This is a genomic window from Xanthomonas sp. WHRI 7945 (assembly GCF_035026585.1).
In genome coordinates this window covers 48,433-75,074 of record NZ_JAYIQP010000016.1, presented here as the reverse complement: position 1 = coordinate 75,074, position 26,642 = coordinate 48,433, and the positions used below count along the sequence as shown (strand labels likewise).

Here is a 26,642-nt window from a genome sequence, read left to right as displayed (position 1 = left end):
GCGCCGCGGCGATGCAGCTCGGCGCCGGCATCGGCCTGAAGCCGCAGCACTACGCGCAGGCGCTGGACTGCCCTGCGCAAGGGCTGTGGTTCGAGGTGCATCCGGAGAACTACCTGGTCCAGGGCGGGCCGCGGCTGGCCTGGCTCGAGGCGATCGCCGCGCGCCACCCGCTGTCGCTGCACGGCGTGTCGCTGTCGCTGGCGGCCGATGCCGATCCGGACGCGCGGCACCTGCACCGCCTGGCCGCGCTCGCCGAGCGCGTCCAGCCGTGGCAGATGTCCGAGCACCTGGCGTGGTCGGTCTGGCGTGGGCGCTACCACCCGGATCTGTTGCCGGTCCCGCGCAGCGCCGCAGCGCTGGTGCGCGTGGTGAGCAATGTCCAGCGCGCGCAGGAGGCGCTCGGCCGCACCCTGGCGATCGAGAACCCGAGCCATTACCTGGCGCTGCCCGGGCATGCATGGAGCGAACCGGATTTCCTGTCCGAACTGGTGCGGCGCAGCGGTTGCCGGCTATTGCTGGACATCAACAATGCATACGTCAGTGCGCACAACCTGGGTTTCGATGCCTATGCCTACCTGGACGCCTTCCCCGCCGATGCCGTGGTCGAAGTCCACCTGGCCGGCCATGCCGAGGATGCGGCGGACCAGCAGGCGCTGCTGATCGATTCGCACGACGCGCCGGTGGACGACGCGGTCTGGCGCCTGTACGCGCATTTCCTGGACATCGCCGGGCCGCGGCCGACATTGATCGAGCGCGATGGCGACGTGCCCGCATTCGATGCGCTGCTGCTGGAGCGCGATCGCGCGCAGCGCTTGCTGGAGCGGGCGACGACGCGGCGGCGGTGTGCGGCATGACCGCGTTGGCGCAGTTCCAGGACGGCTTCGCGCGCGCGCTGTACGGCGATAGCGATGCCGAAGGGCTGGCGACGCAGCCGGGATTCCGCATCTATCGCAATACCGTGCTGCGCGCCTGTATCGATGCGCTCCAGGAAAATTTTCCGAGCGTACGCAGGCTGGTGGGTGAGGCGTGGTTCGAAGACGCGGCGCGTGCCTACGCCCAGCGCTGCCCACCCGACGATGCGCGCCTGCTGCACTACGGCGGTGACTTCGATGCGTTTCTCGCCGCGCTTCCCGAGGCCGGACAACTGCCCTACCTGCCGGGCGTGGCGCAACTGGACCGTAGCTGGCGCGAGGCGTATGTCGCGGCCGATGCCGCTGCGCTGGATCCGTTGGCCGTGGCAACGCTGGCCGCCGAACGGCTGGCCGGTGCGCGCCTGACCGTGCATCCGAGCGCGCGCTGGCATTGGTTCGAGGCGTTGCCGGTGTACGCGATCTGGTGTGCGCAGCGCGATGCGGCGCCGGTACCCGACCTGGAGTGGCGCGGCGAAGGCGCGCTGCTGCTGCGGCACGGCGGCCAGGTGCAGCGGCATGCGCTGGGCTTGGGCGGTTGCGTGCTGCTGGAGGCCTGCCACGGCGGCGCCACGCTGCATGCCGCGGCAGAGCGGGCGCAGCAGGCCGAGCCCATGCTGGCGTTGGCGGCCACGTTCGCAACGCTGCTGGGCGCCGGTGCTTTTTCTTCCCTCGACCTTTCTTCCACGCAAGGAATTCCATGACGCCCATCCTCGCTTCCCCGGACCTGCGCGCGCGCTGGAATCGCTTCGCAGCCGCCGTGTCGCAGCGCATCGGCCACTCCGCGCTGGCGCTGTTGTTCCGGCTGTCGATCGCCGCGATTTTCTTCCTGTCCGGACGCACCAAGGTCAGCGGCGCGCTGACCATCACCGACAGCACCTACGCGTTGTTCCGCGAGGACTACCGCGTGCCGCTGCTTGCGCCGGAGCTGGCAGCGCACCTGGCCGCGTATGCCGAACATCTGTTCCCGCTGCTGCTGGTGCTGGGCCTGTGCACCCGGCTGTCGGCGCTGGCGCTGCTGGGCATGACCGCGGTGATCGAGATCTTCGTCTATCCCGATGCCTGGCCCACGCACCTGAGCTGGGCCGCGCTGCTGTCGTACCTGATCGTCCGCGGTGCCGGCCGCGTATCGCTGGACCGGCTGCTGCGCATCGCCTGACCGTCGCATCGCGGTGTAACCGCGGCGGCGCTTGCGCCGAAGTACCTGCTGCCAATCCGGCATCCGTCCATCCCCGAGGAACGTCCATGATCGCTACCCGTACCGTCACCGGCTTCGCCGCCACCGCCGCCCTGCTCGCCGTCGCCGCCGCCAGCGTCCCGGCCACCGCCAGCGCCACCGCCAAGGGCGATGCCAAGGTCGTGGCCTGCTATGGCATCAACAGCTGCAAGGGCCAGTCCGACTGCAAATCCGGCAGCCACGAGTGCAAGGGCCAGAACGCGTGCAAGGGCCAGGGCTTCAAGGACGTGACGGTGAAGCAGTGCACCGCGGCCGGCGGCTCGCTGACCGCCCCCGCCGGCTGAGCCGACGCCTGGGTCCCGGCCGGCGCCACGCGCGCCGGCCGGGACGACGAACGAGACCCTGCGCCAGATGGACACGATCGCGCCTTTCCACGGCTTCGGGCTGGGCCTGCGCCCGCCGCACTACCCGCTGTATATCGAGCAACCGCCCGCGCTGGATTTCGTCGAAGCGATCTCGGAAAACTTCATGGTGTCCGGCGGCCGGCCGCTGCACGTGCTGGATCGGGTGCGCGAACGCTATCCGGTGGCGCTGCATGGCGTCTCCATGTCGCTGGGCTCGGCCGACGGTCTCGACCGTGACTATCTGCTGCGGCTCAAACGCCTCGCGCAGCGCGTGCGTCCGTTGTGGGTCTCCGACCACCTGAGCTGGAGCACGGTGGCAGGATTCAATTCGCACGATCTGCTGCCCTTGCCCTACGACGCCGAAGCGCTGGACGTCGTCTGCGCCAACATCGCCCACGCCCAGGACGTGCTGGAGCGGCCGCTGCTGCTCGAAAACCCTTCCACCTATCTGGCCTTCGCAGGCGCCACCATGAGCGAATCGGCGTTCCTGCGCGAGGTATGCGCGCGGACCGGCTGCTACCTGCTGCTCGACGTCAACAATGTCTACGTCAGCGCCATCAACCATGGCGCGGATCCGCAGGCCTATCTGGACGCGCTGCCCTGGGACCGCGTACGCCAGGTGCACTTGGCCGGACATAGCCAGGGCCGCGAGCTGCTGATCGATACCCACGACCAACCCGTCTGCGATCCGGTGTGGGCGCTGTACGCGACGGTGTGCCGGCGCATCGGCGCGATCGCGACCATGATCGAGCGCGACGACCGGATCCCGCCGCTGCCCGAATTGCTGGACGAGCTGCAGATCGCGCGGCGCATCGCCGCCGACGCGGCACGCGCGGCCGCATGAGCCTGCTGGACCTGCAGCGCCGCTTCTCGGGTTGGCTGCGCGACCCCGAGGCCGATGCGGATGCCTGCCTGGACGCGCGTCAGCGTGCGGGCCTGCGCGTGTATCGGCATGCCTACCGCGCGCAGCTCGGCGACGCACTGCGCGACACCTACGCCACCACCCTGGCCTGGTTGGGCGACGCTGCGTTCGACGCGGCCGCCGCCGGCTACGTGGCGCGACATCCTCCTGCTGCCTGGAACCTTGGCGCCTACGGCGACCGGTTCGGCGCCTACCTGGGCGCGCGCCATCCCGAGCGGCCGGAGCTCGCGGACCTGGCCTGGCTCGACCTGGCCTTGCGCCGCGCTTTCGATGGGAGCGACGCGGCGCCGGTGACGCTGGCGTCACTGGCCGGTGTGGATTGGGAGCAGGCGCGCCTGCGCTTCGTGCCGACCTTGCGCCGCCGCCGCATGCGCAGCAACGCCGCTGCGATCTGGTTGGCACTGTCGGAGGGGCGTGCGCCGCCCGCGGCGGTATGTCTGCCCGAGGCGGTGGCGATCCGGGTGTGGCGCAAGGGGTTGTCGCCGTATTTCCAGAGCATGTCGCCGCTGGAGGCGCGCATGCTGCGCGATGGGCTGGCCGGGCTGCGCTTCGGCGCGTTGTGCCGGCATGCGCCTGACCACGATCCGGCGGTGATCGGACGGGTGCTGGAGCAATGGCTACGCGACGAAGTGCTGGAGGCGGTCGTGTCGGCGTGAGCGGCGCACGCTGGCGCCGCTCACGCCGGTGCAGCCTCAGAAGTTGTTGTCGCCGTCCAGCATCCGGCCCAGGCCGCCGAGCACCGAGCCTTCGCCGCGGTTCTGCCCGCCGCCCTGCGGCGCGGCGGCGAACATGCGTCCGGCCAGGCGCGAGAACGGCAGCGACTGCAGCCACACCTTGCCCGGGCCGGTCAGCGTGGCCAGGAACATGCCTTCGCCGCCGAAGAACATGCTCTTGATGCCGCTGACCGGGCGCACGTCCATGTCTACCGTGGAATGGAACGCGACCACGCAGCCGGTGTCCACGTCCAGGCGCTCGCCGGCGGCCAGCTCGCGCTCGACCACGCAGCCGCCGGCGTGCACGAACACCCAGCCGTCGCCTTCCAGCTTCTGCATGATGAAACCTTCGCCGCCGAACAGGCCGGTCATGATCTTGCGCTGGAAGTGGATGCCCAGCGACACCCCGCGCGCACCAGCCAGGAAGCTGTCCTTCTGGCAGATCAGGCGGCCGCCGTGCTGGTCCAGCTTCATCGCCAGCACCGTGCCGGGATAGGGCGCGGCGAAGGCGACCTTGGCCTTGCCCTGGCCCTGGTGGGTGAACACGGTGGTGAACAGGCTCTCGCCGGTGACCAGGCGCTTGCCGGCCGAAAACAGTTTGCCCATCAGCCCGCCGCCCTGTGCGCCGCCGGAGCCGTCGCCGAACACCGTGTCCATCTGCACGGCCGAATCCTTGAACATCAGTGCGCCGGCCTCGGCGACCGCGCTTTCGCCCGGGTCCAGTTCGATCTCCACGAACTGCATCTCGTGGCCGACGATGCGGTACTCGATGTCGTCGGCGCGGCCGCTGCCGCCGGGTGGCGGCGGCAGGTCCGGCGGCAGGCCGGCACCGGACGCCTGACGCAGTTCGTCGATCTGCTGCGCCGGCTTCCAGCCGTTCTGGCCCTGGCGCCAGGCCATGGCGGCGGGATTGTTGCGGGCGAACGCGATGGCGTCGGCATCGTCGAACGGGCCGGAGCGGGTCTGCTCGCTGCCGGTCAGGAAATACCACTGGGTCATGGTTGCAGGTCCTTGGCGGAAATCTGCGGCGAGTCTATCCCGCCTCCCCGGTCGGTTCGCATCTGTCCAAAGGCATGGGCGCGGGCTGTTCGCCGACTGTTTCCTGCAGGAGCAACGTCGGTCGCGATGCAACGAAGCGGCGCGCTTCCCCGGGATCGAAAAGCGTCGCGGCTGAAGCCGCTCCTACACAAGAGCCTGGCTGGACCGGCGCACGCGGCGCACGCTCCTGTAGGAGCGGCTTCAGCCGCGATCGATCGATAACCGCAGCGCTCTACAGCTCGCTCGCCAGCCGCGCCGGCAAGGTCTCAGCTTCCTCAAGCCGTGCGCGCGCCATCCAGGTCCGCGGAACCGTGTGGTTGTCCTGCAGCTTGGCGACCGTCGCCGCGCCGCCGATGCGGCTTTCGCCGCAGCTGCGCCCGCGCGCCATCGGCGCGTCGGTAGGCGTTGGAGCGGCCCCACTGAGCAACGAAGGCGCGTTATGGCGGCGAAGATCGAATGCGTCGCCCGACAGCACGGAGCCTGCTCCGCACTGAGGCGGGGACGTGAGGGCGGCGGCATCACAGAGCGCGGCTGCACGTCGACGGATACGAGGGCGACTACTTGCGAACTCCGCCTACCGGGCGACATCCATACGGTCCAGCCGCAGTCGATCGCAAACACCGCGACCTGGTGTTGCCAGTGGCGCTCGCGGAGATTCCCATCAGCAAAGCGCCTCGTCCCAGTGCGGATGCTGCAACGCACACAGAATCGTCTTGAAGGGGATTCCTTAGATCGTTCCAAAAAGCGAACTGTGTCACGTTTATCGGCCGTTTATCTCGCGTATGTTCGCCACCGGGGGATCGGTGACACACGGCTGACATTTCGCATGTCGAGCGAACGCGGCAATTCGGGGTGGACCCTGTCCATCGCGTTGGACCGTTAGGCCTGATTTTCAACGTTCGGAGGGGATACATGCAGCACTCAACATTCCATCGCACTGCCATGGCGAGTGCGCTCGCATTGGCGCTGTTTTCGCCGTCAGCCGTACTGGCCCAGGCGCAGGACGCGCCACCACCCCCCGCGGAGCGGGCCGACCCGTCCGCCGCGGCCGGGACCAACGAAAAGGCGAAGACGCTCGATTCGGTCATGGTCACCGGTTCGCGCATCAAGCGCACGGACGTCGAAGGCCCGGCGCCGGTGACGGTCATCACCGGCGCTCAGATCATGAAGGAAGGCTTCACCACGGTGTACGAAGCGCTCGGCTCGCTCACCGAGGTCACCGGCAACGTGCAGAACGACTACGACTGGGGCCAGAGCTCGGTCAACGCCAGCCCGCTCAACCTGCGCAACCTCGGCCCCGGCCGCAGCCTGCTGCTGATCAACGGCCACCGCGTGGCCGACTATCCGATGCCCTACCAGGGCAAGAGCAACTTCGCCAACTACAACAACATTCCCACGGGCATCGTCGATCGCATCGAGGTGCTCTCCAGCGGCGCCTCGGCGATCTACGGTTCCGACGCGGTGGCCGGCGTGGTCAACGTCATCCTCAAGAAGGACATCGACGGCGACACCCTGCGCGCGCGCTACGGCACCACCACCGAGGGTGGACGCGACGTCCGCGATGTCTCCTGGTCAGGTGGCCGGCACGGCGAGGACTGGAGCGTTGCCTACACGATGCAGTACTTCGACCGTAAGCCGTTGTGGTCGCACGAACGTCCCTTCATGGACCAGGAGTCCGATTCGCCCCGCCGCAACTGGACCTACGGCGGCGTGCGGCAAAACGCCGCGACGAATACGCCGCAGTCCGGCATCCGTCTCTACGACGTGACCAACGACGTGCGCATCAGGCCGCCGAGTGGTGCCTGCGACCAGTTCGGCGGCGACTTCTACGAACACAACCGCATTCTGTACAACGATTTCACCGGTGCGCAGACCGATACCGGCTGGCAGTGCGCCAATCGCTCCGCGTTCCAGCACTGGACGCTGCGCAACGGCAGCAAGGATCTCTCGATCTATCTGTACGGTACCAAGCAGTTCGGCAGCGTCGAAGCCTGGGCGACCTACGGGTACTGGGACTCGACCGGAAAGAGCAACACCTTCATGCCGGCCTGGGGCAGCCAGAACTACATCGATCGCGACAGTGGCCAGGAACGCAGCTTGCTGCGTTACTTCACCCCCGGCGAAATCGGCGGCGAAGACCGCGCGCTGACCAAGTCCAAGGAGAAGAACTGGGACTTCAGCGCCGGGCTGCGTGGCACGGTCTTCAGCGATCGCTTCGACTGGGAAGTGATGGCCGGTCGCGCCGAATACGAGATACGGGAGCGCTTCCCGACGATCCACAACGGGCGGGCGACGCAATACTTCCTCGGACCATCGCTGGGTACGGATGCGGCCAGCGGCTTGGACATCTATGCGCCCGACTACAACCGGCTGTGGAATCCGGCGTCCCGCGGCGATTACGAAGGCATTCGCGCACTCGGCGACAAGAAGTCGCGCACCTGGCTCACCCAGGCGAGCGCTGCACTCAGCGGCAACCTGTTCGAAGGGTGGGCCGGCCCGATTGGCTTTGCCGGCGTGCTGGAAGCTGCGGAACAGGGCTACAAGCTGACTCCCGATCCCAACACCATGGGCCTGGATCCCGTGTACGAAACCCCGTTCGGCAACGTCGAGACGGGCGGCGGCGAGCGCAAGCGCTACGCGGCGGGTGTTGAGTTCAAGATCCCCTTGCTCAAGAGCCTGACCCTGTCGACCGCAGGCCGCTACGATCGCTATGACGCGGTCGCCGACGATGCCGCCAGCACCTACAACGTTGGCCTGGAGTGGCGTCCCTTCTCCACCTTGCTGCTGCGCGGCAGCTACGCCACCAGCTTCCGCGCGCCGGACATGCACTACGTGTATGCCGATCCCAGCGAAAGCGTGGCCGACCAGGTCGACTACCGGACCTGCTTGACCGATCCCAACCGCCAGACCAGCAATTGCCCCGGCGGCGATGGCGACCCGTACCACATCGACAATCCGCTGATCGCCCGGCAGGGTTCGCAAGACCTGCTGTACGAAACCGGCGACTCGCTCACCTACGGCTTCGTCTGGGATGCGTTCGAAGGGTTCTCGGTCAGTGCCGACTACTGGCGGATCAACATCGAGGACGCGATCGACGACGTCGACGCCAACCAGGTGTTGCTGGACGAGGCTTACTGCATCACCGGACAGCAGCCCGCCGACAAGCCGGCGCGGACGCCGCCCAGCCAAGCGCTGTGCGAACTGCAGCTGAGCCGGGTGACGCGCGACGCCAACGGCGTGGTCACGCGCGTGGAGATCGGCCCGATCAACCGCGCCAGGCAGAGCGTGAGTGGCGTGGACGTCGCGTCGCGCTACAGCCTGCAGACCGAGAACTGGGGAACGTTCGATTTCGCGCTGAACTACACCCGGCAGCTGACCTACAAGATTGCGCAGTTCCCGGGCGATCTGTTCGAAAACACGCGCGACCAGGACCGGCAGATACGCTATCGCGGACGCGCCAGCGCTACCTGGAACCTGGATCCCTGGACCGCGGTGCTGTACGTGGATTGGACCGCGGGGACCCGCAGCGACCGCTTCGCTGGCTGCACCGCGCTGCCCAATGGTTTCCGCCCGGATGTGGCCACCGACTGCACGGATCTACGCACGAACGCGGCAGGCGAGCGCAGCATCAGCTACGGGCAGCAGAGCGAACTGGTGAAGTACTACAACCAGGACAGGATCTATTGGAACGCCAGCCTCGGCTACCAGGCCACGGACGCGTTGCGCCTGAACGTCTACGTCAACAACATCCTCAACGATCACTACCAGGACAAGTGGTGCGGCGGCTTCGCCTATTGCGTGGCCAATCCGGTGGGCCGCGAAGTGGCGGCGGAGGTTGTCTACCGGTTCGATTGATGCGGTGCTGGAGCAGCGATACAAACGGAGCGCCCGGCTTAGCCGGGCGTTTCGCTTTGTGGCGTGGCGGCGGGCCGGCGGCAGGTCGGTGCCGCCCGCCCGCAGTGCGTCGATCTGCTGCAACGGGGTCCGGCGGCTCGCTTCAGTGGCGACGCAACGAAGCCTCCCTCGGGATCGAAAAGCGCCGCGGCTGAAGCCGCTCCTACACAAGCGCGTGCTGGCTCGGCGCAAGCGGCATGCACGCGTTTGTAGGAGCGGCTTCAGCCGCGACCGATCCATCGATCCCCGCAGCGATCCCGCCCTACAGCGCGCTCGCCGGCCGTACCTGCAGCGTCTCGGCTTCCGCAGCGCAATCCTTGGCCGGTTTCAGGCCTTGCGCGCGCGCGGCGGCGATCTCCTTGCGCGCGCCGTCCAGGTCGGCGCGGAACTGCGGGTTGTCCTGCAGCCTGGCCACGGTCGCTGCGCCGACGATGCGGCTGGCCAGCACGTCGCTCTGCCAATGCACGTTGCAGACGATGCGGCTCTCGCCGTAGCTGCGGCCGCGCGCCATCAGCGCGTCGGTGCGCGCCGGGTCGGCTTCGCTGAGCACCTGCGCCCAGGCCCAGCCGATGGAGGTGTGGCCGGACGGGTAGGAACCGTTCGGGCGCAGCTCGGCCTCATCGGCGGGCGTGCAGCTGGCTTCGCCGTTGTCCATGAACGGGCGTGGCACGTGGTAGTAGGCCTTGGCCTTCTCCGCGGCGTCGCCGGCGTCTTCGGCCACGCGCTGCAGCAGCCGGTACAGGTGCGGGGTGTGCTCGACGCTGACCTGGACGCCGAGCGGGCAGCTGAAATGGTTGGCCGCGCCGGGGAAGTGCAGTTCGGCGTCCTGGGCGGCCAGCGCGAAGCGCGGCGTGCCGCGCATCGCCCGCGCTTCCTGGTTCACCGCCTCGTCCAGCGCGCGCCCGGGCGAGCCCATGGCCGGCGGCGGCGGCACCAGCAGCAGGCTGTCGGGCAGTTGCGACGGCGTCAGATAGCCGCTGGCCTTGGCCTCGGCCATCGGCGAGGGTGCCGGCGCGGCGGGCGGCTTGGCCTGCAACACGACCGGCGCGGCGATCGCGGCGGCCAGGGCCAGGCCGAGGCCGGCGAGCACGGGGAAACGGGAAGAGCGACGAACCATGGCGAAATCCACTGCGGGGGAAACGGCCATGTGAAGGCACGCATGTGACAGTGCGTGGCGCCGTCGCTATGGCCGTACAGCTGGCGTCAGGCAAACGCCGATGTGGTCGCCGCCAGCGGGATACGGTGGCCGGCGGTGTCTGCGGATGGCGCCGGGTCGTACCGGCCGCGCGCTACAGGGCGCTGGCCGGCCGCACCTGCAGCGTCTGCATCTGCGCCGCACAGTCCTCGCTCGGCGTGGCGCCCTGCGCCTGCGCGCGTGCGATCTCGCCGCGCGCCGCCTCCAGGTCGGCGCGGAATGCCGGGTCGGCATGCAGCCTGGCCACCGCCGCCGCGCCCATGAAGCGGCCGGCCAGCACGTCGCTCTGCCAGTGCACGTTGCACACCAGCCGGCTTTCGCCGTAGTTGCGGCCGCGGGCGATCAAGGCGTCGGCGCGATCGGGCGCGATCTCGCCAAGGATCAGCGCCCAGGCCCAGCCGATGGCGCTGTGTCCGGACGGATAGGAGCCGCTGTGGCGCAGCCCGTCTTCGTCGTCCGGGGTGCAGGTCGGCTGCTGGTTGCGCATGAACGGGCGCGGCCGCAGGTACTGGTTCTTGGCCGCCTTGGTCGCAGCACTGGCGTCGATGCGGCTGCGTTCCAGCAAGGTGTACAGGTGCGGGGTGCGCTGCGCGTCGATGGCCACGCCCAGCGCGCAGGCGAACTGGCCGGCGCCGACCGGGAAGCTCAGTTCGGCGTCGCGCGCGGCCTGCTGCCAGCGCGCGCTGCCTTGCAACGCCAGCGCCTCGCGGTTGACCGCCAGGTCCAGCGCTTCGCCAGGCGAGCCCTCGGCTGGTGGCGGCGGCAGCAGCTGCAGGCTGGCCGGGACCGCGGCCGCGGCGAGGTAGCCGATCGCCTTGTCCGCCTCGGCCGCGGCCATCGCCTGGTCCGGCGCCGGTACCGGCGCACGGGCGGGCGAGGTGCTGCACGCAGCAAGCGCCATCGCCAGCAGGGCGAGGGCGGCGGAACGGAAACGGAAGGCAGGGGACGCGGGCATGCGATCTCGGGCGGGCGACGGCGGATCGGGCAGTGTAGGGCCGGTGTCGTGGTGCGGCAGGCGGCGGCAGGCGACCAAGGCGCAGGTCGGAGGGTCTGGAGCGGCCCTCGCTACGGCCTGCAGCAGCCAGGTCGATGCGTCCAGTGCGCGAGAGGTGTTGGACTGGGACGGCAACGATCATGCCGAGCGGGGGAACCTGTGGGAGCGACTTCAGTCGCGACGCATCGCCGGTAAGGCCTGTCGCGACTGAAGCCGCTCCCACAAAAAGCTCGCGGTAACCGTAAACACCTGGGTCGCCAGACTCCAGTGCTGGGCGTCCTGGGGCAGAGCGCACCTGCAGGCAGACAGCCGCTGCCGTACCGCGCAGCGGGCAATCACGCCCGCGGCAGAGGCCTCAGCCCTCGTCGCGCTCCTGCCGCGGCGGGAAGCGCAGCACCACGCCGCGCGGCACCTGCGGCGGTTGCCACAGCACCGGTACCTGCGCCGGCGGCGGCGGTTCCAGTTCCTCGTCCAGCGCCGACAGCGTCTCCTCGTCCTCGTCTTCCCAGCTGTAGCGCTTGCGTGGCGGCAGCGGGTCGCGGTGGCGCAGCAGCAGCGCCGCGACCGCGCCGCCCAGCGCGCCGCCCAGATGCGACTGCCAGGACACGCCGGCCTCGTGCGGCAGCACCGTCATCAGCATGCCGCCGTAAAACAGGAACGCGATCATGCTGGCGGCGATCGCGGCGCGGTCGCGGCGCAGCAACCCGAGCGCGAACACCAGGAACAGCAGCCCATGGGTGACGCCGCTGGCGCCCAGATGGTGGCTGCCGGGGTCGCCGAGCAGCCACGCGCCCAGGCCCGAGCCCAGCCACAGCAACGGCAGCGCCGCCAGGGCGGCGCGCGGATACACGCTGCCGGCCAGCGTGCCCAGGATCAGCAGCGCGCCGGCGTTGCCGGCCAGGTGCTCCAGCGAACCGTGCAGCAACGGCGCGGTCAGCACCCCGAGCAGGCCGCTGGCCTGCTGCGGCCCCACCGACCACGGCCGCCAGTCGAACAGGCCCTGGCTGGCGAACACCGCCACCAGCACCGCGATCAGGGCCAGGCTGGCGTTGAAGGCGCGCAGGATCCGGGCGCGATCGAAGAGGTCCTGCGCCTGCGCGTCGTCGGCGGGCGGGGGCGAGGCGAGCGAAGAAGAGGTGTCCATGGTCCCTGGATGGCGGCGCCCAGCGCCCAGGGCAAGGCGCCGCCGGTGGGAGGGACTGGCCGCGGCCGCGGGACAATCCGCGGCCGCAACCCGTCCCGCGCGTCAGTGCGCCGGCTTGGCCGGGCGCAGCAGGCTCAAGGCCACCGTCGCGCCGATGACCAGCGCTACCGCCAGCAGCGACACCAGCACCGGGATCTTGTACAGGTCGATGATCAGCATCTTGGTGCCGATGAACACCAGCACGATCGCCAGCCCGTACGGCAGCAGGTGGAAGCGGTCGGCCATGCCCGCCAGCAGGAAGAACATCGCGCGTAGGCCCAGCACCGCGAACACGTTGGAGGTCAGCACCAGGAACGGGTCGGTGGTGATCGCGAAGATCGCCGGGATGCTGTCCACCGCGAAGATCACGTCGGTGATGGCGATCAGCATCAGCACCGCGAACAGCGGGGTGAACCAGCGCTTGCCTTCCTGGGTCACGCTCAGCGCGTTGCCGTGGTACTGCGGGGTCAGGCGCAGGTGCTTGCGCATGAAGCGCAGCACCGGGTTGGCCTCCAGGTCCGGCTCCTTGCCCGCCGAGAACCACATCTTGATGCCGGTCAGCAGCAGGAACGCGCCGAACACGTACAGCAGCCAGTGGAACTTGGTCAGCAGCACCGAGCCGGCGAAGATCATGATCGCGCGCAGCACGATCGCGCCCAGCACGCCGATCACCAGCACGCGCTGGCGCTGCTCCTCCGGCACCGCGAAGTAGCTCATGATCATCAGGAACACGAAGATGTTGTCGACCGCCAGCGACTTCTCCACCAGGTAGCCGGTCAGGAACTCCAGCGCGTACTGGTTGCCGGTGGCCACGTCGATGGTCTCGCGCAGGTACCACCACAGGCCGGCGTTGAACGCCAGCGCCAGCCCGATCCAGCCCAGGCTCCACCACAGCGCTTCCTTGAAGGTGACCTTGTGCGGACCGCCGTGGCGCATCAGCACCAGATCCGCCAGCAGCGCCGCGATCACCACGATCGCGAAACCGCTCCACAACCACACGTTGCCTATCGTTTGCATGGGGAATTCCCGTCAGTGAAGGTTGAACCTCGGGCCGTGGCGGCGAGGCGTCCTGGACGGAAACGATGGATCGTTGCCAGAGGAATGCCTTCGCCACTGCGGCGAAGGTCTCGCTCGCAGCCGATGTTCCGGCTGCCGTTGCACCGGAGCCTGCTGGCTCGAATTGACGGCGACAACGTCGGGAGCTACTCCCCTTCTGCGCCCATTCTTGCGGCTGGCGGCGGTGGCGTCAATCCGGGCGGATACAATGGCGTTCATGAATACTCCCCTGCCCGTAGTCCGCCTCAAGAACGCCTGGCGCTCCAGCCATCCGTGGATCTTCCAGAAACTGGTCGAAAAGCCCGCCGCCAAGCCCAAGCCGGGCAGCCTCGTCGACGTGGTCGGGGTGGACGGGGAGTGGATCGGCCGCGGCTTCTACAACGGCCATTCGCGCATCGCCGTGCGCATCCTGGAGATCGATCGCGACGTGCCGGTCGACGAAGCCTGGTTCGCCGGCAAGATCGCCGAGGCGGTGTCGCTGCGCCGCGACGTGCTGAAGCTGGACGCGGTGTCCGACGCCTGGCGCGTGGTGCACGCCGAGGGCGACGGCCTGTCCGGGCTGGTGGTGGACCGCTACGGCGATCTGCTGGTGGTGGAGTTCTTCAGCGCCGGCATGTTCCGCTACCGCGAATGGATCTACGCCGCGCTGCGCACCCAGTTCCCCGGCGCGCGCTTCTACAGCTTCGCCGAGGAACACGTGCAGAAGCAGGAGAGCTTCGACTACCGCCCGGTGTCCAGCAGCGGCGAGCGTCCGGAGCCGGCGATCATCAGCGAATACGGCGTGCGTTTCCGCGCCGATCCGGCCGGCGCGCACAAGACCGGCTTCTTCGCCGACCAGCGCGAGAACCGCCAGTGGCTGAGCCAGCAGGTGGCCGGCAAGCGCGTGCTCGACCTGTGCTGCAACACCGGCGGCTTCGCCGTTTACGCCAAGGTGCGCGGCGCCGAGGACGTGGTCGGCGTGGACATCGACGAGGATGTGATCGAGATCGCCAAGGGCAACGCCAAGCTCAACGACGTGCGGCTCAAGTTGGTGCAGGCCGACATCTTCCCGTACCTGCGCGACGCGGCGCTGCGCGGCGACCGCTACGACGTGGTGATCCTGGACCCGGCGAAGATGACCCGCGACCGCGACCAGGTGATCCCGGCGCTGAAGAAATACCTGGACATGAACAAGCTGGCGCTGGGCGTGGTCGCGCCCGGCGGCCTGTTCGCCACGTTCTCCTGCACCGGCCTGGTCGCCGAGCACGAGTTCCTGGACATGCTGCGCCGCGCCGCGTATTTCTCCGGCCGCACGATCCAGATCCTGAAAGTCGCCGGCGCCGGCGCCGACCACCCGTTCATGGCCCACGTGCAGGAATCGCGCTACCTGAAAGCGGTGTTCTGCCGCGTCTTGAACTGAGCCGCCGCTGCGCGCTGGCGTTTGCCGCGCGCAGCAAAGCCATCGTTCCGGCGGCGTGCCGGCATCGCGATGCGCGGTGCGGTCACGGCTGAGAACGCTTCCAGCCGCGTGCCATTGCGTAAGTCCGAGCGTGCGCATGCGCGGTCGCGATGCGCACGCACGCCCATATCGCGCCGGGGCACGCGCGTGCCGCCGTTTTGTCTACATCAGCGTGACCACGCCAACGCGGCAGCGTCCACGCACCTTGCGCATGCGTCCATGGCCTCGCGGCGACGCCCAACTCCAGCATTCCGCTGCAGGCGGCCGCTTGCGCAACGCCTGCAACTGATAACGCTTACATCGTGGTCCGCATCCCAGCGAATGTCTGCATAACGTAGCTTTGTTGCGCCGCACGGTGACAAACGTTGGCACACGGGATTAGGTTTGCGCGGTCGGTTGATAGCGCTATCACGAGCAGCCAGAGTCTGACGCCGTGGCCATCGCGTCATCCGCCGCGGCGGCAGCAGCGCCGCATGGAACTTGTTTCGAGTTGAGTACCGGCATTCGCTGTAGCGGGCGGCTCTGTCGGCGCCCGGGTCGGAAGCGGGCGCGCGATGGCGCACCCGGCGCCCTTCGGGGGGAAGGCGCGATTCATCCATCGACAAGAAGTTAGGGGACCACATGCAGGCATGCAGCGATGCGTGTCACGTACCAGGGACAGCTTCGGCGCGCGACCGCGCGTCGGGCGCCGTAGGCGGCGTTGCCCGTCCGACTCCAGCACCGAGGACATTCTGATGCGTCAGCAGTTGAAGAAGTTCCGCTCCAAGGCCATGTTCACCTTCGTCGGCGGGGTGCTGGTGATCAATCCGGCGTTCGCCCAGCAGGCGCCGCAGACCCAGGCGCAAGCGCAGGCACAGACCAGCCAGCAGCAGTCTTCCGCCGATGCCACCACGCTGGACACGGTCAGCGTCACCGGCATCCGCAACAGCCTCAACCAGTCGATGGGGATCAAGCGCGACAACGCCGGCGTGGTCGATGCGATCAGCGCCGAGGACATCGGCAAGTTCCCCGACACCAACCTGGCCGAGTCGCTGCAGCGCATCACCGGCATCTCGATCGAGCGCCGCGACGGCGAAGGCGCGCAGGTCACCGCGCGCGGCTTCGGCCCGCAGTTCAATGCAGTCACCCTCAACGGCCGCGTGATCCCCGGCGCCGATGCGTTCGGCGCGCCGGGCGCGGTGCCGATCGGCGGCGTGGACGGCGGTACCCGCGCGTTCAACTTCGCCCAGCTCGCGTCCGAGTCGATCACCGGCCTGGAGGTGTACAAGACCAGCCGCGCCAACGCGCCCAGCGGCGGCATCGGCGCCACCATCAACATCCTCACCGACCGCCCGTTCAACCACAAAGGCCTGGTCGCCAGCGCCGGCGCCAAGGCCGCGTACGACGACTCGCAGCCGTTCGACAACAAGATCACGCCGGAGGTCTCCGGCATCTTCAGCTATACCAACCCGGACAAGACCTGGGGCATCGGCCTGAGCGGCAGCTACCAGAAGCGCCGCGGCGGTTCGGTGCAGGCGACCGAGAACGGCTGGAACATCCAGCGCTGGACCGGTACCGATCCGGCGCTGCGCCCGGACGCCAACGTGCAGAACGCGCCGGCGATCGGCCAGCTCTACGGCATGCCCAACGACCTGCGCTACGCCTTCGCCGATTTCGAACGCGAGCGGCTCAACGGCCAGGCAGTGGTGCAGTTCGCGCCGACCGACAGCCTGACCCTGACCCTGGACTACACCTACTCGAGCAACGAGATCCGCGAGGACCGCGGCGAGCAGGGCATCTGGCTGCAGCGCGCCAACAGCTTCACCGACCTGGTGTTCGACACCGGGCAGGCGGTGGCCACGCCGGTGTACCTGCGCGACGTGCCCAACGGCGCCAAGGACTTCGGCATGGAGCAGCAGCGCAACATGCAGAAGTACAAGCTCGGCTCGCTCGGCTTCAATGCCGACTGGCAGGCCACCGACCGCCTGCGCCTGACCTTCGATGCGCACAACTCCAAGACCCAGAGCCTGCCCAACGATCCGGTCACCGGCGGCAGCGCCACCTATTTCAGCTATGCCGGCACCAACAACTGCACCGGCGGCACGCAATGCGGCGGCCAATGGGCGCAGGAACTGTTCTTCAACAACAGCCTGCCGATCGGCGCGCGCACCTGGTACCCGACCGCGGCCGATTCGGTCGCCGGAACCAACGGCCTGCTCAACCAGAACTTCTCACCGGCCGAAATCGGTTCGCAGGTGCTGCGCATCTATTACCAGAGCCAGGTGACCGAGGTGAAGGAAGGCCGCGTCGACGGCCAGTTCGACTTCGACAACGGCCGCTTCCAGTTCGGCGTGGACAGCGCCAAGACCACGATGCACCGGCGCATCAGCGACACCAACTCGACGCTGGGCGACTGGAGCGTGGCCAATGCCGGCAACGAGCCGGGCATGATCGATTTGCTGCAGCCGGTCGGCATCACCGGCATGTTCAACGATTTCAACGCCTCCGGCGCCGCGCCGGGTGCCTGGCGCGGCAACGCCGACCAGCTGGCGCAATGGGCGAGCACCGCCTACGGCGCGACCACCCGCTACAACCCGCAGTTCAGCTCCGACAACCAGGTCGAGGAGAAGACCCGCGCCGCCTACATGCAGCTGGAGTTCGACGGCGAGCTCGGCGGCATGACCACCAATACCCGCATCGGCGTGCGCTATGAGAAGACCGACGTGGTCTCCACCTCGCAGGTGTCGACTCCGACCGCGCTGGAGTGGCAGGCCAACAACGACTTCCGGCTGCTGCGCTCCGCCGAGCTGCAACCGTTCAGCGAAAAGCACAGCTACAGCCACATCCTGCCGAACCTGGATTTCAGCATCAACCTTACCGACGCGCTCAAAGCCCGGGCCTCGTTCGGGCAGAGCATCGCGCGGGCGCCGTACACCAACCTGATCGCCGGGCCGACCCCGGGCACGCCGTCCGGTTCGATCCTGATCAACCCCTCCACGCGCGCGTCCGGCTCTTCGGAGAACCCGAGCCTGGATCCGCTGGAATCCAACAACCTGGACCTGGCGCTGGAGTGGTACTTCGCCGACGCCAGCTACGTGTCGCTGACGTTCTGGGACAAGCGCGTCTCCAACTTCATCGGCACCAGCGTCACCCGCGAAAACCTGTACGGGCTGACCGATCCGACCTCCGGGCCGGACGCGCAGGCGGCGCTGGCGTTCCTGCAGAGCGGAGCCTGCGCCGCGCAGGTCGGCGCGGCCGGCAACGACGTGGCGGCGGCATGTTCGGCCAACGACACCTCGCTGTTCTCGGCGATGGCGCTGCTGCGCAATTCCGCGGCCACCGGCGGGCTGGGCGCCTACAACGGCAGCTCGGCGCAGACCCTGGCGCTGGAGAACGCCTACGACCTGGTCGGCGAAGCCGACGATCCGCTGTACGAGTTCGACGTGTCGCGCCCGATCAACCAGAACAAGGCCAAGATCCACGGCTGGGAACTGGGCGGCCAATACTTCCTGGGCGAAACCGGCTTCGGCGTCTACGCCAACTACACCGTGGTCAAGGGCGACGTCGGCTTCGACAACACGGTGCTGGACCGCGACCAGTTCGCGCTGCTCGGCCTCAGCGACACCGCCAACGTCATGCTGATGTACGAGAAGTACGGGTGGAGCGCGCGCCTGGCCTGGAACTGGCGCGACGAATACCTGATCGCGGCCAACCAGAACGGGTCCAGCCGCAATCCGTACTACGTCGAGCCGTACCGGCAGCTGGACCTGAGCGTCAGCTACGCGATCACCGACAACCTGTCGGTGGGTTTCGAGGCGATCAACCTGACCAGCGAGGACGTGCGCTGGCACGGGCGCTCGGAGAAGCAGGTGATCAAGGTGATCGACCAGAGTCCGCGCTACACGGTGGGCGTGCGCTACAACTTCTGAACCCGGCACGGCCGCGCGCGGCGGCGGCCGCGTGCGGCAACGGCACGCGCGCCGCACCGCGTCTTGCGGGCGCGGCGCTTTGCTGCAATGGTCGCGTGGCGTCCCGCCGAGTTCCGCCACCGACCCGCTGGAGTACAGATGGCCCGATACGAACTGCTCAACAACGTCGCCCACCAGGACCTGCGCGTGATCCTGCGCTTCGGTCCGGAGTTCGGCGACGCCACCGGCGTGGTCCAGGCATTCCCGACCGAGTTCGCCGAGCTGCAGCGCGAATACCCGATCCTGCTGCGCAAGGATCCGGGCGACGGCGCGTTCCAGTCGGTGGCGCTGCTGGGCTTCGAACAGCAGGAAAACCTGTTCCTGCAGGGCGCGCAGTGGAATGCGGCGTACCTGCCGGGCATCGTCGCCAAGGGCCCGTTCCTGATCGGGTTCCAGGAGCAGCACGAGGACGGCGAACTGCGCCGCGAGCCGGTGATCCACGTCGACCTGGACCACCCGCGGGTCAGTTTCAGCGAGGGCGAGCGGGTGTTCCTGCCGCAGGGCGGGAACAGCCCGTACCTGGAACACATCATCACCGTGCTGCGCGGCATCCGCGACGGCGTGGAAGGCGGCAACGCCATGTTCGCCGCGTTCGATGCGCTGGGCCTGATCCAGCCGGTGCGCATCGACGTGCAGCTGGGGCAGGCGCACAACGTGCACCTGGCCGGGCTGTACGGCATCGATCGCGAGCGGCTGGCCGCGCTGGATGCGCCGTCGCTGCATGGACTGCACCGCACCGGCTACCTGGAAGGGGCATATCTGCTGCTGGCCTCGCTGCACAACATGCGCCGGCTGATGGCCGAGAAGCAACGCCGCCTGCAACACCCGGACATCGCCACGGCCGCCGCCGGGCAGGCCGCCTGAGCGCGATGGCGGCGTTGGCGGCGATTGCCGAACGCAGCGATTGCCGGTCCGGCGCGCTGCCGCTGGCCGAATTGCTCGAGGCCGGCGAGCCGGTGGTGCTGCGCGGGCTGGTGCGCGACTGGGCGCTGGTCCAGGCCGGCCTGCGCGGCACGCATGCGGCGATGGAGCTGCTGCGCGGGCACAGCAACGGCCGCGCGCTGCAATATTCCTACGGCGCGCCGGAGATCGGCGGCCGCCCGTTCTACAACGACGATTTCACCGCGCTGAACTTCGAGGTGCGGCGCGGCGACCTGCCCGGCCTGCTCGATGCGATCGCCACGCACCTGGACGATCCGCGGCCGCCGGCCTACTACCTGGCCTCGCTGCCGGTGGACGACAGCCTGCCGGGGTTCCGCGACGGCAACGACGTCGACTTCGCCGCGCATGGCATCCAGGGGCGGCCAAGCATCTGGATCGGCAACCGCATCACCGCGTCCTGCCACTACGACGCGCCGAACAACCTGGCCTGCTGCGCGGTCGGCCGGCGCCGCTTCACCGTGTTCCCGCCGGAGCAGATCGGCAACCTCTATCCCGGCCCGCTGGAGCCGACGCCGGGCGGGCAGGCGATCAGCGTGGTGGATTTCGCCGCGCCCGACTTCGCGCGCTACCCGCGCTTCGCCGAGGCGCTGGCGCACGGCCGCAGCGCGGTGCTGGAGCCCGGCGACGCGCTGTTCCTGCCCGGCCTGTGGTGGCACCACGTGGAAGGGCTGGAGGCGTTCAACGTGCTGGTCAACTACTGGTGGAGCGGCGCACCGGCCTGGCTGCCGCCGCCGCTGCCGGCGCTGTATCACGCCATGTGGGCGCTGCGCGACCGGCCGCAAGCGGAGAAGGCGGCCTGGCGCGAGGTGTTCGAGTACTACGTGTTCGGGCCGGCCGACCGCGCGGGCGAGCACCTGCCGGAACAGGCGCGGCAACTGCTCGGGCCGATCGACGACATGCGTGCGCGGCAGCTGCGCGCGATGCTGCTGGCCAAGCTCAACCGCTGACGCCGCCACCACATGCCCTGCGCGCGCCGCCGCGCGCCACATCCACGACTGCAGGAGAGACGACGCAATGGCCCAGATACGCAAGGTGGTGATCGCAGGCGGCGGCACGGCAGGCTGGATCGCCGCCTGCGCGCTGGCGCACCAGTTCCGCGGCCTGCTGGACATCACCCTGATCGAATCCGAGCAGATCGGCACGGTCGGCGTCGGCGAATCCACGGTGCCGCCGATCCGCAGCTTCCACCGTTTCCTGCAGATCGACGAGCAGGAATTTCTGCGCGCGGTGGCCGGCACCTTCAAGCTCTCCATTTCCTTCGAGAACTGGCCGCGGCATGGCGAGCGCTACATCCATCCGTTCGGCCTCACCGGGCAGAGCACCCTGGTCTGCGCGTTCCACCATTTCTGGCTGGAAGCGCAGCGCCGCGGGATGGTCTCCGAACTTGGCGACTACTGCCTGGAAACCGTGGCCTCGCGCGTGGACCGCTTCGCGCTGCAACAGTCGCCGTCGGTCAACTATGCCTACCACCTCGATGCCGGGCTGTACGCGCGCCTGCTGCGCAGCCACGCCGAGCGCTACGGACTCAAGCGCGTGGAAGGCAAGATCCAGCAGGTGCGGCAGCATGCCGAGAGCGGCTTCGTGGAGGCGCTGCTGCTGGAAGACGGCACGCTGGTCGAAGGCGACCTGTTCATCGACTGCACCGGTTTCCGCGGGCTGTTGATCGAGCAGACCCTGCACACCGGCTACGAAGACTGGAAGCAGTGGCTGCCGTGCGATCGCGCCGTGGCGGTGCAGACCGAGGCGGTGGCGGCGCCGGTGCCGTACACCCGCGCCATCGCCCATGCCGCCGGCTGGCGCTGGCATATCCCGTTGCAGCATCGGGTCGGTTGCGGGCTGGTGTTCTCCAGCGCGCACATGTCCGACGACGAGGCACGCGCCAAGCTGCTGCACGACGCCGCCGCGCCGCCGATCAAGGACCCGTGGCTGGTGCCGTTCCGCACCGGCCGCCGGCTCAAGGCCTGGAACAAGAACGTAGTTGCGCTGGGCCTGGCCAGCGGCTTCATCGAACCGCTGGAATCCACCAGCATCCACCTGACCATCTCCGCGGTGATGCGGCTGATCGCGCTGTTCCCCACCGACGGCATCGCCCCGTCGATGGCCGACCTCTACAACGACGTCAGCCGCGCCGAGATGGAACACGTGCGCGATTTCATCATCCTGCACTACCACGCCAACCAGCGCGAGGAACCGATGTGGCAGGCCTGCCGCGAGATGGCGCTGCCCGAGTCGCTGCAGCAGCGGCTGCGCGCCTGGCGCGAGCGCGCGCACGCCTGGCAGGGCAGCGACGAACTGTTCCGGGTGGATTCGTGGATCCACGTGCTGCTTGGCCAGGGCATCGTGCCGGCGCAGCACCACCTGCTGGCGCGTGCGCTGCCCGACCAGGAACTGCAGCGCTTCCTCGACGCGATCCGCCAACCCATCGACCGTGCGGTGGCGCAGATGCCGTCGCAGGAGGCGTTCATCGCGGGCTATTGCAAGGCGCCACCGGAAGTCTGGGCGGGGCGTGCCCCCGCCAGGACGACGGCGGCGTGACGGATAGCCGATTGCCGACGCGCGCGGTGCGCCATTGGTCGCGCAAGCACGGGATCGGTCGGTAGCGCCATAGCCTTTGCACGGCTTTGCCGCGCAGTGCACGCGTGCTGGTTCACGCGACTCGCGCAGGCTACGCTTGCGCAGCGTGCGCGGCCAGGACGGCGCCCCGGGTCCTGCCCACGCATTGTCCTGCAGCGACGAGCCTTGGGAGGCTGCCGTGCACACACCAACGCCAACCGCTTGCTCGGATCCGGCAGCGCCGCTGCGCTACCCGCCAGGCTATCCGCCGACCGGCGCGCGCGAGCGATTTTTCATCGGTGTCAGGTGGCTCGGCCCGGACCTGTCGTTCTTCGGGCGACTCTACGCCCAGCAGAAGGCGCGCAGCGGCGAGTTGCTGGATCTGTGGGGTGGTGGCGCGCGACAACAGGCGGCGCGCGCGATCGGTGCCATCTTCATGCATCGCCTGCATTGGCCTGGTCCGTATTTTTCGCCCGACGACGCGGTCGAGGTCATTGGCGGAGGCCCGCGCTTTGCGTCGCTGGGCAACGAGGGCGAGCTCGAGCGCACGATCCACGACATCCACGCTTCCCTCGGCATCACCATGCCGGCGCGCTTCTGGCAAGCCGCCGGGACGTTGACGCTTGGCGAGTTAGTGGATGCGCTGCTTACCGAGGGCATGGCGGCTGCCGGAGGGGCTGCGCCGGCGGCCGATTGAGCCGCAGCGCACCGACAGGCAGGCGGCCGGTGGGCATCTACCGTTGCTTCATGGTGCTCGCCTGACCACCAGCATGGCTATCATCGAAGGCCGTCCGTTCCGGAGCTCCATGCGCATGACGCTGCGAACCCTCTGTCTTTCCGTATCGCTGGCGCTGGCCGCGGCGTTGCCGGCGCACGCCGTCGAATTCACGAAAGCGGAACTGGCGCGCGCCACCGCGTTGCAGCAGCGGCTGCTGACGTTGGATTCGCACCTGGACACGCCGGCCAATTTCGAGCGCGGCGACTTCGACATCATGACCGCGCATGCCGGCAACCGGTTGGCGCAGGTGGACTATCCGCGCATGCTCGCCGGCGCGCTGGACGGCGGGTTCTGGGCGATCTACACCGGCCAGGGCGACCGCAGCGCGCAGGCGCACCTGGACGATCGCGATGCCGGGCTGCAACGGCTGATGGCGATCCGCGCGCTGCTCGCGGCGCATCCGCAGCAGTTCGGCATGGCCACCACGCCGGCCGACGCGGCGCGGATCAAGGCCGCCGGCAAGCGCGTGGTGTACCTGAGCATGGAGAACGCCAGCCCGCTGGTCGCCGATCCGACGCTGCTGCGCTTCTACTACGCGCAAGGCCTGCGGCTGATGAGCACGGCGCATTTCCTCAACAACGAATTCGCCGACTCGGCCACCGATCCGAAGGGACCGGAATGGCATGGGCTGAGCCCGGCCGGAAAGCAGCTGGTGCAGCAGGCGCAGAAGCTCGGCATCGTCATCGACCAGTCGCATGCCTCCGATGCGGTGTTCGACCAGCTGATCGCGCTGTCGCCGGTGCCGATCCTGCTCTCGCACAGCGGCGCACGCGCGCTGCACGCGCATCCGCGCAACATCGACGATGCGCGGCTGAAGGTGCTGGCCGCGCACGGCGGGGTGATCCAATTGAATTCCTACGGTGGCTACCTGATCGACAACGGCGCCAGCCCCGAGCGCAAGGCCGCCGAGGAGGCGTTGATCGCCCGATACGGCGGCTGGGAGCATCTGCAACTGGCCGACGGGCTCACGCTGGGCGAAGAGATGAAGGCGCTGGACGCCAGGTATCCGGTGCGGCAGGCGACGCTGGACGATTTCTTCGCGCACCTGGAGCACGTGCTGGCGCTGGTCGGCCCCGAGCATGTGGGCATCGGCATGGACTGGGACGGCGGTGGCGGCGTGGTCGGGATGGAGGACGTCGGCGACCTGCCCAAGATCACCGCCTGGTTGTTGCGCAAGGGCTACAGCGAGCAGCAGATCGCCGCCATCTGGGGCGGCAACCTGTTGCGGGTGATGCAGCAGGCGCAGGACTGGGCGGCGGCGCAGGCGAAGGCTGGAGCTTCCTGAGCCCGCCAAGGACAGAGGCAGCAGCGACCATCGCGGCAGGCCGCATCCGCGGCTCCAATTGGCGCTACGCCCACGGCAGGAATGCACTGCGCACGTGCTGGCGCATCGCCACCGCGACGCTGCCGCAGCGTGCGTCGATGACGCCAGCACGTGTTGGGCGACTTCGATCGGAACGGGCGCATTGCCGCGCGCTCGGCGTGGATCGGCTGGCCGTGCCAACACGTGATAGCTGTTGCACGTGCGATCACGGCCCGCGTGGTCACGCGCATGGCCTGCAGCGCGGCGGCGATGCGCGGCATCGGCTAGCATCGGGGCGACCATGAAGATCGTCATCGCACCGGATTCGTTCAAGGAAAGCCTGTCCGCGCTGGAAGTGGCCACGCAGATCGAGGCGGGGTTTCGCGACGTGTTTCCGACGTGGACCTACGTCAAGGTGCCGGTCGCCGACGGCGGCGAGGGCACGGTCGCGGCGCTGGTCGCGGCCACCGGCGGGCGTCTGGTCCGGCACACGGCGACCGGGCCGCTGGGCGCGCCGGTGGAGGCCTTCTTCGGCATGAGCGGCGATGGCCGCACCGCCATCGTCGAGATGGCCGCGGCGAGCGGGCTGGCGTTGCTGCCGCCGGCGCGGCGCGATGCGCTCGCCGCCACCAGCTACGGGGTCGGCGAATTGATCCTGGCGGCGCTGGACGCCGGCGCGCGCAGCATCGTCGTCGGCGTAGGCGGCAGCGCCAGCAACGATGGCGGCGCTGGCATGGCGCAGGCCCTGGGCGTGCGCTTGCTCGACGCGCAGGGCCGTGAGCTCGGTGCCGGCGGCGGTGCGCTGGCCGCGCTCGCGCGGATCGATGCGACCGGCCTGGATCCGCGATTGCGGCACTGCGCGATCCAGGTCGCCTGCGATGTCGACAACCCGCTGACCGGGCCCGCAGGCGCCTCTGCGGTGTTCGGGCCGCAGAAGGGCGCCACCCCGGCGCAGGTCGCGCAGCTCGACGCCAACCTGTCCCACTACGCCGCGGTGATCGACGCCGACCTGGGCATCGCGATCGCCGCGCTGCCCGGCGCGGGTGCCGGCGGCGGTCTGGCCGCGGCGCTGGTCGCGTTCCTGGGCGCGCAACTGCGCCCGGGCGCGGACATCGTCGCCGAGGCGCTGGGGCTGGAGGCGCTGGTGGCCGCTGCCGATCTCGTCGTCACCGGCGAAGGCCGGCTCGACAGCCAGAGCGCGCACGGCAAGACGCCGCTCGGCGTGGCCCGCATCGCCAAACGCCACGGCAAGCCGGTGGTGGCGATCGCCGGCGGCCTGGGCGCCGACGCGGCGCTGCTGCATGCGCATGGCATCGATGCGATGTTCGGCGCGGTGCCACGCCCCTGCACGCTGGAGCAGGCGCTGGCCGAGGCGGCGGCGAACCTGCGCAGGACGGCGCGCAACGTGGCCGAAGCGATCCGGATCGGCCGCGATCTGGGGAAGTGAGCGGCGCGCAGGCGCGCGCGCTCGGATCGGGTTGATAGGCCGGACGCGGGTGCACGTCCGAGGCCTGCGCTTCCACGGGCGGGAGCAGCAGCCGTTCTTCGCTGCGATGGGGATCTGCTGCGGCCCGGCACGATCAGGCCATGCCAACGAGCGGCAACGAGCCGGCCTGGCGCCCAAGTGCGGCGGCCAGCGCAACCTCGTGCGCGGTTCCGCGAGCGCCTGGCTCCGGCGTCGCGAAGGCTGCTGCCGACAGCAGTCACCACCTGCGCGCATGGCCTCGCAGCAGCCTATTCAGCTACAATGAAAACGATTACAAAAAGGAATTGACCTGCATGAGCACCCAGAACCTTCCCGAGCGCGCGCCGCTCAGCCCGAAGTGGCAGTTCCGCTTCGACTTCTTCGATCGCTACGGCGGACCGGCCTCGCCGGGCTTCAAACCGGCGTTCAAGGCCCTGTCGTTCGGCGAACGCCTGAAGATCAACATGAACTTCTTCGCGTTCTTCTTCGGCTGGATCTATTTCTTCATCCTCGGCCTGTGGCGCAAGGCGATCGTGCTGATCGGCATCTCGGTGGCGATCGGCGTGCTGTCGTTCTTCCTGCCGAACATGGTCATCAACGGCCTGAGCGTGGCCTATGCGGTGCTGGTCGGCATGATCGCCAACTACGCCTACTACCTGGAAGTGAAGAAGGGCAGCACCAGTTGGAACCCGTTCGAAGGCATGCGCTGGTGGTAAGCGGGATGTAGCCGGG

At 68.9% G+C, this 26,642-nt stretch carries 22 protein-coding genes; 16 read left to right on the top strand and 6 right to left on the bottom strand.

Annotated elements, in window-relative coordinates; genetic code table 11:
• The first annotated feature begins 11 nt into the window (after positions 1 to 11).
• From bufB (VDQ83_RS14065) to VDQ83_RS14040, 6 genes are all read left to right on the top strand, one after another.
• Positions 12 to 854 carry an MNIO family bufferin maturase gene (bufB, locus tag VDQ83_RS14065; RefSeq protein WP_455435418.1) on the top strand — a complete coding sequence of 281 codons (843 nt, stop codon included), beginning with the start codon at positions 12 to 14 and terminating at the stop codon, positions 852 to 854.
• Positions 851 to 1,612, top strand: a complete 762-nt coding sequence (locus tag VDQ83_RS14060; RefSeq protein WP_455435417.1) for an HvfC/BufC family peptide modification chaperone — start codon at positions 851 to 853, stop codon at positions 1,610 to 1,612. The genes bufB (VDQ83_RS14065) and VDQ83_RS14060 overlap by 4 nt, the downstream gene beginning before the upstream one ends.
• Positions 1,609 to 2,067 carry a DoxX family protein gene (locus tag VDQ83_RS14055; RefSeq protein ID WP_455435416.1) on the top strand — a complete coding sequence of 153 codons (459 nt, stop codon included), beginning with the start codon at positions 1,609 to 1,611 and terminating at the stop codon, positions 2,065 to 2,067. The genes VDQ83_RS14060 and VDQ83_RS14055 overlap by 4 nt, the downstream gene beginning before the upstream one ends.
• Positions 2,068 to 2,153: 86 nt before the next feature.
• A complete protein-coding gene (gene bufA2 / locus VDQ83_RS14050; RefSeq protein ID WP_263396393.1) occupies positions 2,154 to 2,429 on the top strand; it encodes a BufA2 family periplasmic bufferin-type metallophore in 276 nt (91 codons plus the stop codon).
• Positions 2,430 to 2,496: 67 nt separating this feature from the next.
• Entirely contained in the window at positions 2,497 to 3,333 is an 837-nt protein-coding gene (bufB, locus tag VDQ83_RS14045) for an MNIO family bufferin maturase (RefSeq protein WP_455435415.1), read from the top strand.
• Positions 3,330 to 4,067, top strand: a complete 738-nt coding sequence (locus tag VDQ83_RS14040; RefSeq protein ID WP_455435414.1) for an HvfC/BufC family peptide modification chaperone — start codon at positions 3,330 to 3,332, stop codon at positions 4,065 to 4,067. Before bufB (VDQ83_RS14045) ends, VDQ83_RS14040 begins: the two co-directional genes overlap by 4 nt.
• Positions 4,068 to 4,103: 36 nt before the next feature.
• On the opposite strand, the gene VDQ83_RS14035 is transcribed toward VDQ83_RS14040, so the two are convergent.
• Together VDQ83_RS14035 and VDQ83_RS14030 are read right to left on the bottom strand one after the other, a co-directional pair.
• Positions 4,104 to 5,123 (bottom strand): TIGR00266 family protein, encoded by a 1,020-nt coding sequence (locus VDQ83_RS14035; protein ID WP_309919866.1) that lies wholly within the window; start codon positions 5,121 to 5,123, stop codon positions 4,104 to 4,106.
• A gap of 271 nt (positions 5,124 to 5,394) precedes the next feature.
• The gene (locus VDQ83_RS14030) at positions 5,395 to 5,637 is read right to left on the bottom strand and encodes a hypothetical protein (protein ID WP_455435413.1); all 243 of its coding nucleotides are present in this window, start codon (positions 5,635 to 5,637) and stop codon (positions 5,395 to 5,397) included.
• A gap of 611 nt (positions 5,638 to 6,248) precedes the next feature.
• On the opposite strand from VDQ83_RS14030, the gene VDQ83_RS14025 reads away from it, so the two are divergent.
• Complete coding sequence (locus tag VDQ83_RS14025) at positions 6,249 to 9,017, top strand: TonB-dependent receptor plug domain-containing protein (RefSeq protein WP_455435412.1); 2,769 nt, start codon at positions 6,249 to 6,251, stop codon at positions 9,015 to 9,017.
• Positions 9,018 to 9,318: 301 nt separating this feature from the next.
• On the opposite strand, the gene VDQ83_RS14020 is transcribed toward VDQ83_RS14025, so the two are convergent.
• From VDQ83_RS14020 to VDQ83_RS14005, 4 genes are all read right to left on the bottom strand, one after another.
• Positions 9,319 to 10,173, bottom strand: coding sequence for an acid phosphatase (locus VDQ83_RS14020; RefSeq protein ID WP_455435411.1), 855 nt, complete (start codon positions 10,171 to 10,173; stop codon positions 9,319 to 9,321).
• Between the two features lie 172 nt (positions 10,174 to 10,345).
• Positions 10,346 to 11,206 (bottom strand): acid phosphatase, encoded by an 861-nt coding sequence (locus VDQ83_RS14015; protein WP_455435410.1) that lies wholly within the window; start codon positions 11,204 to 11,206, stop codon positions 10,346 to 10,348.
• Between the two features lie 394 nt (positions 11,207 to 11,600).
• On the bottom strand, positions 11,601 to 12,389 hold the full coding sequence (locus tag VDQ83_RS14010) for a rhomboid family intramembrane serine protease (RefSeq protein WP_455435409.1): 789 nt from the start codon (positions 12,387 to 12,389) through the stop codon (positions 11,601 to 11,603).
• 102 nt (positions 12,390 to 12,491) lie between these two features.
• Entirely contained in the window at positions 12,492 to 13,445 is a 954-nt protein-coding gene (locus tag VDQ83_RS14005; RefSeq protein ID WP_263396385.1) for a TerC family protein, read from the bottom strand.
• Positions 13,446 to 13,701: 256 nt separating this feature from the next.
• Here VDQ83_RS14005 and VDQ83_RS14000 point away from each other — a divergent pair, with 256 nt between their 5' ends.
• The 9 genes from VDQ83_RS14000 (at position 13,702) to VDQ83_RS13960 (ending at position 26,626) form a co-directional block, all read left to right on the top strand.
• Positions 13,702 to 14,883, top strand: coding sequence for a class I SAM-dependent rRNA methyltransferase (locus VDQ83_RS14000; RefSeq protein WP_263396384.1), 1,182 nt, complete (start codon positions 13,702 to 13,704; stop codon positions 14,881 to 14,883).
• 773 nt (positions 14,884 to 15,656) lie between these two features.
• On the top strand, positions 15,657 to 18,830 hold the full coding sequence (locus tag VDQ83_RS13995) for a TonB-dependent receptor (RefSeq protein ID WP_455435408.1): 3,174 nt from the start codon (positions 15,657 to 15,659) through the stop codon (positions 18,828 to 18,830).
• A gap of 138 nt (positions 18,831 to 18,968) precedes the next feature.
• Positions 18,969 to 19,733: a SapC family protein gene (locus VDQ83_RS13990; RefSeq protein WP_263396382.1), complete on the top strand. Its 765-nt coding sequence runs from the start codon at positions 18,969 to 18,971 to the stop codon at positions 19,731 to 19,733.
• A 5-nt stretch (positions 19,734 to 19,738) separates the two neighbouring features.
• Positions 19,739 to 20,758, top strand: coding sequence for a cupin-like domain-containing protein (locus VDQ83_RS13985; RefSeq protein WP_455435407.1), 1,020 nt, complete (start codon positions 19,739 to 19,741; stop codon positions 20,756 to 20,758).
• 67 nt (positions 20,759 to 20,825) lie between these two features.
• Positions 20,826 to 22,346: a tryptophan halogenase family protein gene (locus VDQ83_RS13980; protein ID WP_455435406.1), complete on the top strand. Its 1,521-nt coding sequence runs from the start codon at positions 20,826 to 20,828 to the stop codon at positions 22,344 to 22,346.
• Between the two features lie 217 nt (positions 22,347 to 22,563).
• Positions 22,564 to 23,061, top strand: coding sequence for a hypothetical protein (locus tag VDQ83_RS13975; RefSeq protein ID WP_455435405.1), 498 nt, complete (start codon positions 22,564 to 22,566; stop codon positions 23,059 to 23,061).
• A gap of 115 nt (positions 23,062 to 23,176) precedes the next feature.
• The gene (locus VDQ83_RS13970) at positions 23,177 to 24,427 is read left to right on the top strand and encodes a dipeptidase (RefSeq protein ID WP_455435404.1); all 1,251 of its coding nucleotides are present in this window, start codon (positions 23,177 to 23,179) and stop codon (positions 24,425 to 24,427) included.
• A 319-nt stretch (positions 24,428 to 24,746) separates the two neighbouring features.
• Positions 24,747 to 25,892 carry a glycerate kinase gene (locus VDQ83_RS13965; protein WP_455435403.1) on the top strand — a complete coding sequence of 382 codons (1,146 nt, stop codon included), beginning with the start codon at positions 24,747 to 24,749 and terminating at the stop codon, positions 25,890 to 25,892.
• A gap of 332 nt (positions 25,893 to 26,224) precedes the next feature.
• Complete coding sequence (locus tag VDQ83_RS13960) at positions 26,225 to 26,626, top strand: DUF2628 domain-containing protein (RefSeq protein ID WP_455435402.1); 402 nt, start codon at positions 26,225 to 26,227, stop codon at positions 26,624 to 26,626.
• Positions 26,627 to 26,642 lie beyond the last annotated feature (16 nt).